General features: G+C 64.8%; 8 protein-coding genes and 2 pseudogenes. 6 read left to right on the forward strand and 4 right to left on the reverse strand.

Features of this window, described 5'->3' with window-relative positions:
- The first annotated feature begins 239 nt into the window (after nucleotides 1-239).
- Nucleotides 240-986, forward strand: a pseudogene (locus BN2279_RS27205) (transposase family protein).
- A gap of 109 nt (nucleotides 987-1,095) precedes the next feature.
- On the opposite strand, the gene BN2279_RS05375 reads toward BN2279_RS27205, so the two are convergent.
- The 3 genes from BN2279_RS05375 to BN2279_RS05385 are packed head-to-tail and all read right to left on the reverse strand — an operon-like array spanning nucleotide 1,096 to nucleotide 5,494.
- Nucleotides 1,096-2,016, reverse strand: coding sequence for a phospholipase D family protein (locus BN2279_RS05375; protein WP_059006983.1), 921 nt, complete (start codon nucleotides 2,014-2,016; stop codon nucleotides 1,096-1,098).
- Nucleotides 2,013-3,881, reverse strand: coding sequence for an ATP-binding protein (locus BN2279_RS05380; RefSeq protein ID WP_059006985.1), 1,869 nt, complete (start codon nucleotides 3,879-3,881; stop codon nucleotides 2,013-2,015). The genes BN2279_RS05375 and BN2279_RS05380 overlap by 4 nt, the downstream gene beginning before the upstream one ends.
- On the reverse strand, nucleotides 3,878-5,494 hold the full coding sequence (locus tag BN2279_RS05385) for a DEAD/DEAH box helicase (RefSeq protein ID WP_059006987.1): 1,617 nt from the start codon (nucleotides 5,492-5,494) through the stop codon (nucleotides 3,878-3,880). Before BN2279_RS05385 ends, BN2279_RS05380 begins: the two co-directional genes overlap by 4 nt.
- Nucleotides 5,495-5,906: 412 nt before the next feature.
- On the opposite strand from BN2279_RS05385, the gene BN2279_RS05390 reads away from it, so the two are divergent.
- From BN2279_RS05390 to BN2279_RS05405, 4 genes are read left to right on the forward strand one after another with little or no spacing between them, the layout of a single operon-like run.
- Entirely contained in the window at nucleotides 5,907-7,082 is a 1,176-nt protein-coding gene (locus BN2279_RS05390) for a cysteine desulfurase family protein (RefSeq protein WP_234347475.1), read from the forward strand.
- A 53-nt stretch (nucleotides 7,083-7,135) separates the two neighbouring features.
- A complete protein-coding gene (locus BN2279_RS05395; RefSeq protein WP_059006990.1) occupies nucleotides 7,136-8,242 on the forward strand; it encodes a DUF4007 family protein in 1,107 nt (368 codons plus the stop codon).
- Nucleotides 8,239-11,880 carry a hypothetical protein gene (locus BN2279_RS05400; protein WP_059006991.1) on the forward strand — a complete coding sequence of 1,214 codons (3,642 nt, stop codon included), beginning with the start codon at nucleotides 8,239-8,241 and terminating at the stop codon, nucleotides 11,878-11,880. The genes BN2279_RS05395 and BN2279_RS05400 overlap by 4 nt, the downstream gene beginning before the upstream one ends.
- A gap of 2 nt (nucleotides 11,881-11,882) precedes the next feature.
- A complete protein-coding gene (locus BN2279_RS05405; protein WP_059006993.1) occupies nucleotides 11,883-12,719 on the forward strand; it encodes a phosphoadenosine phosphosulfate reductase family protein in 837 nt (278 codons plus the stop codon).
- A gap of 111 nt (nucleotides 12,720-12,830) precedes the next feature.
- Here the strand turns inward: BN2279_RS05405 and BN2279_RS31390 are convergent.
- Nucleotides 12,831-13,445 (reverse strand): annotated as a pseudogene (locus tag BN2279_RS31390) (IS5 family transposase); the annotation flags it as partial.
- Between the two features lie 242 nt (nucleotides 13,446-13,687).
- On the opposite strand from BN2279_RS31390, the gene BN2279_RS31145 reads away from it, so the two are divergent.
- Entirely contained in the window at nucleotides 13,688-14,344 is a 657-nt protein-coding gene (locus BN2279_RS31145; protein WP_324612817.1) for a restriction endonuclease, read from the forward strand.
- The last annotated feature ends 47 nt before the right edge of the window (nucleotides 14,345-14,391 follow it).

The following is a 14,391-nucleotide window of genomic DNA, read 5'->3' on the forward strand; positions in this document are numbered from 1 at the left end:
GACCAACTTGAACGACGCGTACAATCAGGCCTCCTGTGCCAACTTAGCCGCTCCGCAGGCCAGTTGCTGGTTGTTGGCACTGTAGCATCCAGTTCTTGGCCGCTGTATGTGCTTGTGAGCAACTGAGCTTTTTCAGCGTGGCCACTGATCGGGTGACGGCTGGCGTCCCGCAACGCACGAGGCTCCCGTGCCGTTGAGAGAGGCGTTCTACGTCTCAACCCACCGGCGCCGAAACCTCGTTGGTTGTCTATCCTGCTGCACTCGACCTGCCTAACGCGCTGGTGGAGTGGGTTACCATGCTCATCGTCACCCGCAAGGGTGACCGCCGCTGCAAGCTTCCGCCGCACAGCGTGCCCTGGTCGGCCTGGCGTACCTGCGCCGGCACGACACCCTCGCGCAGATCCGGCAGGCTTCGGCATCTCGGTCGGCACCGCCCACGCCTACGTCATCGCCCTCGTCGGCCATCTATCCCGCCGGGCGCCCGGGCTGCTGCGAGTGCTGCGGGAGACCGATCCCGAGCACATCCTCCTTGACGGCACGCTCGCCGAGTGCGACCGGGTCGGGTGACAGTCGGGCCGACTTCTTCCACAAGCACGCCGCCAGGGAGTGAACGTGCAGCCGGTGCCCGACCCAGTCGAGCGGCTGCTGCGGATCTAACCCGCGTCGCCCGGCCGCACCTACGACCTGACTGCGGCCCGCACCCACCGGATCATCCGGATCTGCGAACGGCAGGGCGTGCCCGTGTTCGCCGATCGCGCCCACATTGGGCCGACCCCTGGGTGACCACACCGGTCCGACGCCCACCTCGCCGAGAGTTCACACCAACCCAGCGCACGGTCAACCGGGCCCTGTCAGCAGCAGGAGCACCGGTCGAACGGAGCGTCGCGAGATTGAAGTCCTGGTGGCTCTTCCGAGGGGCCCGCTGCAGCCCGAGCCGCCTGTCGGCAATCGCCGCAGCCGTCCTCTCCCTGGAGCGGCAACGCTGAAAAAGCTCACTGATATCGCTCCGCTGCGGCAGATAATCTCCGAGAATTTCCTCGCGTGATTTTCTACCGGAATGGCATCCGCACCTGACTCATCGGCAAGTTAAGCGGTTCATGCGAGTTCACGCCCCCGCCTGATTTCCCAAGGTCCCGTAGGCACAATCTGAACCTCGTCGAAATAACTCAACCATTCGGCGATGTTCTCTGCCGCGCGTTTAGCCGCCTCCTCCTCACGCCCGTCCGCTTCCATGATCGACCGCTGGAGAGTCGCAAGGCTGAGGCTGCCCCCGACAGCCAGTGCGGTCACCTCAGGCAGTTCATAAAGGCGGGAGCGAACAGCTTGAGAGAAGGCCGCCTCGTCAAGGCCGGGCTGGATATTAAGGTAAGCAAGGTCCCGTGCTACTCCAGCAAGAATCTCGTTCGGGTAGTCGCACTTCAGCCCTTGGTATACGGGGTAGAGCCGGAGCGGCACACGGGTCTCTGGACGCCACCGGGCACGCTTCGAATCCGCTTCTTCGTCTACCACAACAACGAATTCCGACCGATCCACCGCACTGGCCAGGAGGTTCGCCTGGCTCCGTAACTGCCTCGCCATCTCCACATCTGCCGGTATGGCCGTCTGCTGGATCTGTTCGAGGACGGACTGCACCTCTGGATGACCAGTAGGGACTTCAACGAGCAGTTCGAGATTTTTCGGGAGTCGGCGACCGGTTGCACGGCCTGTGAGGTTCGCGGAGCCGACGAGACAGCGCTCATCCGCCACGTACAGCTTCGCGTGAAGGTCATGGCAGAGCCTGACGGTCACGCGGTCGTCCTGCTCCGCGAGCTCTGCGATTTCCGGATCCGTCACGCCGGCGGCGATCTCCATGACCGCCCAGCGGGTCACGCAGAGCAGCTCGACATCCCGGTCTCCGATGGCAGCCAGCGCCGCGGCGAAGACCTCCTTCTTGATGAAGGGAGCGACCAGCACGACGCGTTCATGTGCCGAGCTGAGCAGCTCATGAAGCTGTCCCCAGACATGGTCCGGCCTCACTCATCGTCCTCTTCGTCGACCGAGAAGAACTCCTTGGCCATACGTCCCCAGTCCTGCCTGAAGGACTTCGTACGCTCCTTCATCTTCGGGCCGGACTCGTCTTCGAAGCGCGCCCAGGAGAACAGCAGCAGCTTGAAGGCGCTGGAGGCCCTCTCTAGTCGATCCCTGAGCTCGCTCTCGCTGGCTCCCTGGTAGTCGTCGTCGAGCACGGCCACCAGGTCTTCGTACACGGGGTGGTCCATGTTCAGCGAGACCTGAAGCACGCCGGGGATGAACTCGACGTTGAAGAACGCGGGGGAGTCCGGGTTGTGGCTCGTCAGCAGACGGACATGGCGATTCTGCGCCATGGTCTCGGCAACCATGCGCTCGGCGTCCAGCGGTGTGTACTTGTGCCGATTGACCAAGCTCTCGACCTGCTCCCGCTGGCTCTCCTCCGGCGATTTCTGCGTCTCCAGCGTGTCGGTCTCGCTGGGGCGTGCTTCCGTGCGACGCCGTCGCACGGCCTGTTCGGCCTGCTTCTCAGCCGGCTCGTGACGGCTCCGCGCCTTGCGCGTACCCCGAGTCTGCTGCTTCAGCTCGTCCCTCAGAAGCTTGAGCAGCTTGTCCCGTACGTGGAAAACAATCTCCATGAGCGGGACGCGCGGGTCACCTTCCTCCACCAGCCGCTGCTTGAACTCCAGCGGGGTGAGCCCCTCGCCCTCCTCCTTCCAGTCGAAGTGGGCCAGGGAGGAGAACAGCGTGGCCGCCTGCTTGTTGTTGGTGACACCGAAGACCTCGTCGAGCTGGGGTGGGAAGTCGATCTCGATTCCCCACCACCGCTCGACCGGGTCGTAGGTGCTGGTCCAGCCCTTGTCCAGGTCGAGCTCGCGATCGGCTCGCATCAGGGAGATGCCGAGGTTTCGCGCAGCGTGTTTGCCCCAGAGAGTGTGGCCAGGGTCCAGAGTCGGGGAGACGTGCTCCGGCCAGAGCTCACCTTCGATGTCAGAACGGCGAGCCGCGTCGGTGGCGATCGAGGCCCGGACCGTGACCGGGTACTCCTTGCCGTCCGCTCCCTTCACCATGAACTGCTCGACGCCGATCTTGCCAGTGGAGCCGGCCCCGATGGGCCTGAACATCGGCTTCCTGTCGAACGGGGCGGGAGTCGACGACACTGGCGTCAGGTACAGGGGATCGTTGGGGCGAGCGTCAGCCGCTTCCGGAAGCTCCTCCCAGCCGTGGACGGGTACGAGGCGGATCCTGCACCGACCATCGGCGATGTACCTGCGGTAGATACGTCCGATGAGCTCCTCGGTGTGCCTCAGGGTCGTGCCCGCGCCCATCCACTGAACACGGTCGAGCGCCGTCCAGAGCACGAGGGTTCCGGAGGGGCCGAGTCCCTGGCTCAGCCTCTGCCACCCTGTGGGGACAGCCTGCTGGTCAGGCTCTGGTACCTGTGTCTCGGTACCGTCGATCTCACGCAGGTCAAGGTAGGTGTGGAGAGCGTTGTCCGGCCCGGTTTGCCACGACCAAACGTCCACGCGCTGGCACTGAGACATACTGGAGTTGGGAAGGCCGACGCCGAATCGCCCTATCCCCTTACGCTCCTGCCGAGTGCCTACCCCGAAGCGCAGCGACCGCCTTAGCGTCTCCCAGTCCATCCCGTTGCCGTTGTCCATCACTGCGATCTTCTCGATCCGGTAACGCGAGCGCGCGGTGGGCCGCTCCGTTCCCTCCACGGCAAAGAGTTCGACGACGTCCGCCTGGGCCTCAATGCCGTTGTCGATGAGCTCGGCGATGGCATGTGCGGTGGACTTGTAGCCGCTGTCACGCATCGCCTTGATCGTCATGTCCGCACTGACGATCGGGTAGCTCTCGACTTCGATCATCTGTTGTTCCACACGTCCTCCCAGTTGGTAAATGCGTCCGCGATGTCTCCGAACCCTGGAAGCTCAGGGTCAATAACGGTTACCACTTCACATGTCGAGGTCCCACCCGCCCTTGGCCCACGAATTACCCTCCCTACCATCTGGCTGTACAACACCAGAGACGTCGTAGGCCGTGCGATCACGGCAGCACTCGCGGCTGGCGCATCAAATCCGGTCGTCAGTACGCCGTAGTTCGAGAGCACCATCGGTCGACTGGAGTTCCCCTTGAAGCGGGCGATCACCTTCTCTCTATGCCTCTTCGAGGACTCCGCAGTCACCTGCTCCGCGTCGATACCGAGCGTGGAAAGTGTCGCCACGAGCAACCGGCTGTGCTCCACAGATCCTGCGAAGAGAAGGATCCTCTGGTGTTTCTTCGTGAGCTCAAGAACCGTCTGAACAACTTGCAGGTTCCACTGCACGTTTGTTGCCAGGCGCTCAAGTAGTCCTTCGGGAAAATCAAACGCATCAGCAAGCGCGTGTCGATCGCTCGTGCTCAGCTCAACACCGGAGTTGGCCGCGACGGTGCGAAAGGTCGGCCGCGCCAGGTAGCCCTCTTCGATCAGGGCACTTACCGGGTTGCCATGCCCCTCGATGTCCAGCATGACCTTCTGCCGGGCGAAGAACTCCGACAGCCGCTCGTCCTCGTCGATGTTCGACCAGGTGCGCCCCGGGGTCGCGGTGAGCCCCAGCAGGCTCGCGTCACGGCGTAGCGTCAGCGCGTCCGTGACCCTGCGGTACGTCGGTGCAACGGCCTGATGTGCCTCGTCGAAGACAGTCAGCGTGGTCTTCAGAGCCAATTGGTCCAGGAACTCGCGATCCCGCTTGGCTGCTGCCACCGCCTTGTCGAGGCCGAGAACCATGATCCCGTCGGTGATTCCGTCCAGGTCCGTCGCAGCGTCTCCCCATACCCGGGCAACATGAACCTCCCTATTACCGAGACTTGCCCACGCTCGTTCGAACTCAGAGGCAGCCTGCTCCAGAAGCTCGCTCCCCCGAGCCAGCCAGACCACGAGAGTCGGCTCATGTGACCGCAGATGATCACAAGTCATGCTCATCGCCGTCCGAGTCTTCCCGACACCCGTCGGAAGATGAAGAACTACTCGGCGCTCATCCGTGTACAGCCGCTCACGGGCTCGCGCGGTTGCACGGCGCTGATGCGGAAAAAGTCCGTAACGCGGCTCTGCCGCACCGCGGAAGGCCAGCTGAGTCTTCGGCGCCCGCTCAACGATCAGACCAAGGAAGCCCAGAAGTGTCTGCTTCTGCTCCGCCTTCCACTCACACTTCGCCAGGAAATTCGAAGCACACCCAGAGCGTTTCCAGCCCAGCCTCTCAGCGAGTTCCTCCGTCTTTTCGTTCGGCAGCAGTGCCAGGAACCCGTCTCGCCGGTCAGCGTCAGCGAGCAGTTCTTCCGCCGACACCGCGGCCGCGGCCACCGCCCGCAGCATGGCTTCGTCGGTGGCCCCTCCGTTCAGGAGGTCAAGAAGCGAGCGGGTATCCTTCCCGAGGAGGCCTTGCACGTACTCGATAGGCGCTGCATCGAGAACATGTGTGAATGCGATGCCGGGCGTGTTCATCCGGCCTCTGCTCTCCGACACCTCAAGCGAGACGCCCCCACGCCTCGCACGGCCTCACCGCGCACCTTCAGAGCCCCTCGCTGTACGGCGTTCCCTCGCTGTCGTCACTGCCGCGACCCGGGCCACGACGTGCGCTCAACAGTAGACCTGATCGCTGACAACCGGGGCCCGGTTGGAAGAAACGGGCCCTTCCACACGCACCCGCTGAGCACCCCGTGTAGGTAGGCGGGTGCACTCCTCATGGGACTGCTCACTGGCACAGGGAAGTGCACTTCCTGCGGTGCGCCGGTCCCACCCGCCACCAACGTTCGTTAGGATCTCAGTCGTCTCCTGGCGGAGCATGAGCTACCGGCCGAGAGCAGCCACCAGCGAAGGCATAGGGAACGGAACCATAGTCAGCGAGGGGCATTCCGTGGCAGCAGAGACGTATGGTGCACAGCCCGTCTACCTCGACTACAACGCAACCGCGCCCATGCGCCCGGAGGCGCTCAAGGCCACGTATGACGCGCTCTGCGCCGTGGGCAACGCCTCAAGCATCCACCACCACGGCCGCGACGCCGCGAGCAGGGTCGACCAAGCACGTCGGCAGCTCGCTGATCTACTGAGCTGCTCCCCCGGCGAACTCATCTTCACCTCTGGTGCGACCGAGGCCAACAACCTTGCCTTGCAGGCTGCTTACGCACATCGGGGATTGATCATCGTCTCCGCCGTTGAGCACCCGGCGGTCCTGGAAACCGCCCGGGCACTCACAGACAACACTTCGGGCGCCCTCGTCATCCTGCCTGTTGCCAGTGGGGGGCAGATCGACCCGGATACGTTCAGAGCTGCTGTTCAGCAGCATGGCACGGCCCTCGTCTCCATCATGCTGGCGAACAACGAGACCGGGGTGATCACCGACCTCGCGCCCCTGGCTGAGGCCGCGCACGCGGCTGGCGCACTGGTCCACACAGATGCGACGCAGTATGTCGGTCGGCTTCCTCTCGACCTGAGTGATCTTGATGTCGACATGCTGTCTCTGTCCGCTCACAAGTTTGGCGGGCCGCAGGGTGTTGGCGCACTGTTCATCCGACGCGGCACCCCGCTGCCTCAGCACCCGCTGGTCTTCGGTGGAGGCCACGAGCGTGGCTGGCGTGCAGGCACCCTCAACGTTCCCGGCATCGTCGGCCTGGGCGCTGCTGCCGAGGCCGTGCGCCGGCAGCTCGGTGACGAAATTCCACGCATCACCAAGCTGCGCGACCTGCTGGAGGGCGAGCTCCTCGCGCGGCTCCCTGGAAGCCATGTCAACGGTGCGCATACCCTGCGGCTGCCCGGCGTCACGAGTATCACCTTCCCCGGCACTCCCGCCGACGCGCTCCTCGCCTCAATGCCTGACGTCGCCGCGTCCGATGGCAGCGCTTGCTCCGCAGGGGCGCCAAGTCCGAGCCATGTCCTGCTCGCCATGGGGCTCAGCAGGGAAGCAGCCGACTCCACCCTTCGCTTCTCGCTGGGCTACGCCACCACGGAGCAGGAGGTTCGCCGCGCCATCGACACCACCGAACGAGCTGTCACCCACGTGCAGACAGTCATGGACGCCAGCACCGGCCCTTGACCGGCACCCCAAGACTCCGCACGCATACCTTGAACTGAAGGGTTCGACCCACAATGCCAGAAGGCCGTCTCTCCGACGTCGTCGGACTGAAATTCAACAGGCACGAAAGTTTCCCCCCGCGCTTCGGTTGGCTGCACAAGGCATACCTGCAGGTCAAGAAGGACGAGATGCTCTTCCATGCCCCGGACGCGCTCGTGCGCCTGGGCGTGGGTAAGAACATGGTCTACTCCATGCGCTACTGGTCGCAGGCTTTCAAACTCACCCACGAGTACCGCAGCGCCGAAGCACAGGCGCGAGCACTCGCAGCCGCCCCGACGTGGCGCGCCCGGTGGCTTCTGGACGAGGACGGCGCCGACCCCTACCTCGAGGACACCGGGAGTCTGTGGTTGCTGCACTGGTGGCTGGTCTCCGGCAGCAAGGAAGACAAGTGCCTCGCCCCGAGCTGGTATGCGATGTTCCACCTCTCACCGCTCGCCCGCGTTACGGTCGAGGAGATGTCCGCTCTCATCACGCGTGAGGTGCACAACAGCTTCAAGCGCGAGGTATGGCCAGCGGCGGAGTCGATCACTCGTGACGTCGAGTGCTTCATCAAGATGTATGCACCGGATGCCGATGCGAACCCGCTTTCCCCGGGCAGCTTCGAGGATTCGCTCCTCTGCCCCTTCCGTGAACTCGGCCTCCTGGAGTTCCAGAGTGGCCGCGGTAAGGAGCGCACGTACCGTTTCACCAGCGGCATCCGCCCCAGCCTTCCACCCCGTGTGCTCGTCCACACCTGCCTTGACTATGCGGCCCGCTTCTCCCGTAAGCCGGACTCCATTTCACTGGCCCGCCTCGCCAGCGAGCCCGGCGCCCCCGGCCGTGCCTTCCGTATGCGCGAGCCGGAGCTTGCCAGGTCGATCGAAGCCTTCGTCGACAGCCACCCGCAGCTGGAGATCGTGGAGTCGCTCGGTCAGCGCAGCCTGCGCTTCGCCGACAACCCGGAGACGCTCGCCTGGAACATCCTCGACGAGCAGTACGGGCGTGTACGCGACCACGACAACTTCCCGACTCCCGAGGAGTGGGCGCGGCAGAACCCCGGTTTGAAGAAGACCACGGACGACACTGAGGCCGCACAGGGGCAACTTCCCCAGCAGGCCGACATGCTCGAGGAGCTCTCGTGACCACGGCCGCCAAGCCCTCTCTCCGTACCAAGTCAGAAGACTCTGGTATCCAGATCCCAACCGGGATCGACTTCGTTGGTACGGAGTTCCGCTCCACCAATCTAGAGCGCGACGTACGAGAGCCGGACCTCCACTCCCCGTACGTCGGCGTGCGCGCCCTCGACGTCCTGGACCGGGTGGGCAACGCCCTCCGTGACCTCAAGCGAACCCGCGCTTGGTCCTTCACAGGCCCGTACGGCTCCGGCAAGTCCACCCTCGCCAACCTGATCGACGCTCTCCTCGGCCACGACGTCGAGCGCAGGACGACCGCGTACGAGGCGGTGGCCGCCACCAACAGCGAGCTGGCGCAGGAGATCTCCGAGAACCGCGAGGCGCTCGCCGCTGAGGGGTTTCTGAGTGCTGTCACCACCGCGCGCAGAGAGCCGCTGGCAGCTACCATCCACCGAGCCTTGGGGACGGCGGTGGAGCGCAGGTGGCCGAAGCATGTCCCCAAGGACGTCTCCACTGTCTTGGCTGCCTGCGCCGAGAAAGACGTGCCGACGACCGACAGCTTGCTAGACGCGGTCACCACGCTGTGCGGCAAGGCACCGCTCCTGCTGGTCATCGATGAGTTCGGCAAGACCCTGGAGCATCTGGCTTCCATCAGCGAGGGCAGCAACGCCGAGAGCGACGTCTTCCTGCTACAGCTGCTCGCGGAGAAGGGGGCCGGGGCCAACGGTCTGCCGCTGTTCATGTTCACACTGCAGCACCTGGCCTTCACGGACTACGCCTCGCGGTCCAGCGCTGTGCAGACCCAGGAGTGGGCCAAGATCCAGGGGCGCTTCGAAGACATCACCTTCGCCCCCAACCTCGGTGACGCGGTCTACCTTCTGCAGCGGAAGCTGTCTCACTCCGGGGTACCGGAACAGGGACGCAAGCTGATCGAAGCACAGGCCCAGGCCGCATACCGCATCTGGCGCGAGCAGTCGTTGCACTCGGTCGTCGACATCTCTGCGGAGTCGTTCGCCCATCTGTATCCGCTGCACCCGCTCACCGCCGTCGCAGGGCCACTCATGGCTTCGCAGATCGGTCAGAACGACCGGAGCCTCAGCGGATTCCTCGTCAACGACGAGCCGTACACCGTGCGACGCAGCCTCGACACCTTCGCAGCTGGGACACCGGAGCGTGCCTCGACCATCCGGATCCCGCAGCTGTACGACTTCTTCTTCTCCGCGGGGCGCACCACAATCCTCGCCTCCTCGAAGGCAAGCCGGTGGCTGGAGATCGACGCCCGTCTTGAAGAAGCTCACGGGCTCCCTGAAGAGGACCAGGAGCTGCTCAAGGCCATCGGCGTCCTCAACCTCATCGACGCCGACGGACTGCTCCGTGCTACGCCGGCGATGATCCAGTTTGCACTGAACGACCCGATCGACGCCACCGACACCAAGCGGTTTGACCAGCTGAAGAAGCGGTTGGACAAGCTGGTGAACGATGGGCTCGTCGTACACCGCTCGTACAGCGATGAGTATCGGATCTGGCAGGGCACCGACGTCGATATCGACGCCCGAGTGCACGAGATCGCCACACAGCTACAGCCTGACGACGTAATCCGCTACTTGAACAAGCACCTCGGGTCGAGTGTCCTTCCGAACGCTGTCGCCGCGGGCGCGCACAGCCAGCTCACCGGCATGCAGCGGCACTTCGTGACAGCCGTCAGCCACAGGACCGAGAAGCTACAGGGACCGAAAGTCGTGCAGGACGCGGCCGACGGAATGCTCGTCTTCCATCTCGGCGATCTGCAGGCCAAGCCGCGGGTCGCGTCTCCCCTGCCAGTCGTCATTGGCGTGACCAAGGACCCTCAATCATTGCTGGATGCCGGCATCACCCTTGTGGCACTCCAGGACCTCATGGGTGACGAGGAACTAGACCATGTCGCCCGGAGAGAGATCAATGAGCGAGCCGGGGAGTTCTCGCAGCGCATTACGACCATGCTCGCCGAGGCATTCCGTCCGGGGAGCGACGAGTCGAGCTGGTACCTGTGGGAGAGCGGTGAGGACACCGACGGTGAACCCGCCAGGGAACTCAGAGCCCGCAGCTACGCGGGGCTCGTGTCCGAAGCGTGCAACGCGGTGTACCACCAGACTCCACAGGTACGGAACGAGATGGTGGGGCGTCACCAGCTCACCAGCAACGCCGCTCGCACGCGCCGCGAAGTCATCACAGCGATGATCGAGAAGACCGGACTGCCACGGCTCGGCTGGCCCGAGGACAAGTTCCCCGCGGAACGTGCGCTATACGACGGCGTCATCGAGCACCTCGGGCTGCACCGTGCCGCTGGAGAGGTCGGCGGTGGTGGAAGTTCCGACGGGAGTTTCCACACCCACGGAATGTCCCGCCCCAGCGCTGACGTGAACGAGAGCGTCATGCCTGCCTGGGAAGCACTCGAGGAGGCGCTGAGCGAGGCCACGGAGCCGACCAGCATCGTAGAGATCTACGAGCGGCTCATGGCCCCTCCGTATGGCGTGAAGGCAGGTGTCGTCCCGATCCTGGTGGTCGCCGGACTCGTTCTGCGCGGCAACGACGTCGCACTCTTCGAGGAGGGCAACTACTGCCCCCGCCTCACCGCTGCGATCGTGGAACGGCTCAATGTCCCTTACCCGGAGCGCTTCACCGTAAAAGCGACTCCTGTCGACCGGGGGCAGCGCCGTCTCATCCTCGACAGCCTGGTGAAAACACTCGGTGTCGACATTCCCCGCAGCCGCGCGAACCGGAATCCGGTGCTGCTTGCGGTCACCCGCGGGATGCTGGAGCGGATGATGGTCCTGGACCAGCACTCGCGGAAGACCCGGCGGCTCAGTGATGACACCCTTGTGGTCCGCGATGTGCTGTTCAAGGCCACTGACCCGGACAAACTGGTCTTCGAAGAGCTTCCCGAAGCACTCGGTTTTGAGAAGATTACTCCGGGCTCTCGGAAGGCCCCCGAGGCGGCGGATGCATACGTCGTACGCCTCACCGCCGCGCTCAACGAGCTCACTGGCGCAAGCGCGTACCTGCGCCGATACGTGGTCGAGACATTGGCGAAAGAGTTCCGGATCCCCGCATCCAACTCAGGTGAGCTGCGCGCCGGTCTGGCCGAACGCATGCGCGGCTTCGCCGACGCTTCTCTCGAGGTCAGCCTCCAAGGCTTCGTGGCCCGGGTGATCAACGAGATGCTTCCGGACGATGACTGGCTCAGTACGCTCGTCGTCCAGCTCACCAACCAGGCCCTCGGGGACTGGACCGACCGTGACGTAGATGTCTTCCCTCGTATCGTGCGGGACAGGGCGCGCGCACTGGATCGCGTGAGCCACCTGTACAACGCTGTTGAGGAGGCGCCGGCCGACGCCGGTGAGACTCTGGAGAAGGTCCGCAGTCGCGAGAAGCCCAAGCACCGCCAGATCGATACTCACCTACTGACCCTCACCAGTCCCCAGGGGACGGAGGAGCGCACGCTCATCCACGTCCCGAAGAAGTCACGGAATGCCGCGGACAAGCTCGTTGTCAGTGTCATCAAGCAAGCTGAGGAAGCACTGGGCCCCGACGGCGCGCGCATCCTGCTCGCCGCCCTGGCCGAGCGCCTGTCCAACTATGACGACGCCTCGTCCGAGAGGAAGGAGTAGCCGTGACTGACGCCGACGGCTCCAGCAGCAAGAAGCGCCACGTACTCGGGATCTCGGGGGGCAAGGACTCCTCCGCCCTCGCGATCTACATGCGAGACCGTGTGCCGGACATGGAGTACTTCTTCTGCGACACCGGCGCCGAGCTGCCCGAGACCTACGAATACCTCAACCGCCTTGAAGGCGCCCTTGGCAAGCCCATCCAGCGGCTCAACTCCTCCCGGGACTTCGACCACTGGCTAGAGGTCTACCAGGGGACCCTGCCCAGCCCTCAGATGCGCTGGTGCACGAAGAACCTGAAGATCAAGCCCCTTGAGGAGTGGATCGGCGAGGACGAGGCCGTCTCTTACGTCGCCATCCGCGCCGACGAGAACCGCCTCGGGTACGTCAGCACCAAGCCGAACATCACCGCGGTCTTCCCCTTCCGAGAGGACGGGATCGACCGGGCCGGCGTCGACCGCATCCTCGACGAGGCTGGCATCGGTCTGCCCGCCTACTACGAGTGGCGCACCCGCTCCGGCTGCTACTTCTGCTTCTTCCAGCGCAAGCACGAGTGGGTCGGCCTCAAGGAACGCCACCCGGAGCTCTTCGAGAAGGCCATAGCCTACGAGGAGAAGGTCAACTACCAGCGCACAGCCATGCAGGACCGCCAGTACACCTGGTCTCAGGGCGAGTCGCTACACGAGCTGATCGAGCGTCGTGAGGAGATTGAGGCGAAGCACCGGGCCGCACTCGAGCGAGCCGCGAAGCGCAAGAAGCCAAACCGGCCGTTGCTGGAGATCCTCTCGGACGCGCTGGACGAGGACGACGACTCGGCTGCCTGCGCTGTCTGCCATCTCTGACACGGCCACCTCGTAACGCATGGGTAACCGCCGGTATCGGCGGTTACCCATGCGTTTTCCACTCCTGTCCGTCTTCATAGGCCACCAGAGCTCTGCGCAGGGCATTACGCGTTAGCGAACGAGTGTTTGAGCCTGGACGGGGGTGAAGCTCCTGATCGCAGAGGAACCACTGGTCGCGAGCTTGTCGTACCTGGTGGCCACACCGCGGGCCTGCTTGAGGCGGCCGATCCGCATTCGATCTTGTGGCGGTTCTTGTAGCGCTCGGTGTCGAAGCCGGGCAGGCGGCCGCCCGCCGAGCCCCGGCGCAGGCGGTGTCCGGGCCTGGTCACGCTTCTCCGGGATGGTGTGCGTGGTCTGCCGCCGTCGCAGGTAGGCGCGGATTTTCCGGGAGGAGTACGCCCGGTCGGCGATCACGTGAGCCGGGCGGGTGCGCGGGTGCTCGCCTTCGGGACGAGCGACGCGGATGCGGTCCATGATCTCGGTGAACTGTGGGGGGCCTGCCGCGCTGTCCACCGGTGACCACCACCGCCAGGACATGCCCGGAGGCGTCGGCGGCCAGGTGAAGCTTGGTGGTCAGGCCGCCGCGCGAGCGGCCCAGCGCGTGGTCGTCCGGTTCGCCCGCAAGGCCGTCCGCGCCCGGCCGGCCCGGACGGTCAGCCTCCTTTTCCTCGCGCCGGCAGCGTGCTGATGGGCCCGGCAGATCGTGGAGTCCACCGACACCTCCCACCGGTGGACCGTTGATGGCGGCTCGTCAACCGCGCCTGCGTAAACCCCGCGGTAGTCGAGAGCTACTTGCTGCTGGCGTGGTAGTTGTGGCGGTCGCGGTGGCAACGGTCCAACTGGCTGCGGCTATGCTCCACTTCCTGGTTCGAGGGTGGCCAGTGTCGGTCGCCGCGGCCATCGGGACCGTGGCGTACGGGATCTGGCGAACTCGGCGCATGGCCCGATTTCGGCGGACGCGCGCCGCGATGGTCGCCAAGCTGCGAGTCCGGCTCACAGACCTGGATGCCATGGTCGACAAGGCCTTCGAGTTCGCACTGCGGGACCTGTTGATTCGCGACGGCTGGACCGCACGCGTGGTCGGTCAGAAAGGCGACCAGGTCGCCGATGTCATCGGGGACCACGAGCGGCGAGGCCGGATCGTGCTGCAGGCCAAGCACACCCGTGTCGGAAGCAAGGTCAGCTCTTCGGGGTTGTACCAGGTGAAGGGCACGGCTCGCCCGGTTCACCGCGCGGACCATGCGGTAGTCGTCACCAACGCGGACTTCACCCGCGACGCCAAAGCCTGGGGCGACCAACACCACATCCACTGGACCGACTGGGCCCGGCTACAGGCATGGGCCGAACTCGGGACGCCACTACACGACCTCCTCCGCCCTGCCAGAGCGACGACGGCGACGTCGGGTGAGACGACGAGAAGCCCTCAGACCACAACCCAGTACCGGATAGAGCCCAAGCCGGCCCACAGCTCCCGTCGGCGCGGCTCGGCCGACACGTCGCGCCTCGTGCTCAGCGGAGGTGGGCTCGGCGCGGTGCATTCGCCACGCACCGCCAGGAGGTTCTCACCACACAGTGCGCGAGCAATCCATCAGCTGTTCCACGCGAGAACCAACAATTCAAGGTAGGTCCAGCCTTCGAGCCTTTATCGGAGAGCGGACTCTCCGCCCGCCTC

This window comes from Streptomyces specialis, assembly GCF_001493375.1.
Taxonomy (GTDB): Bacteria; Actinomycetota; Actinomycetes; order Streptomycetales; family Streptomycetaceae; genus Streptomyces; species Streptomyces specialis.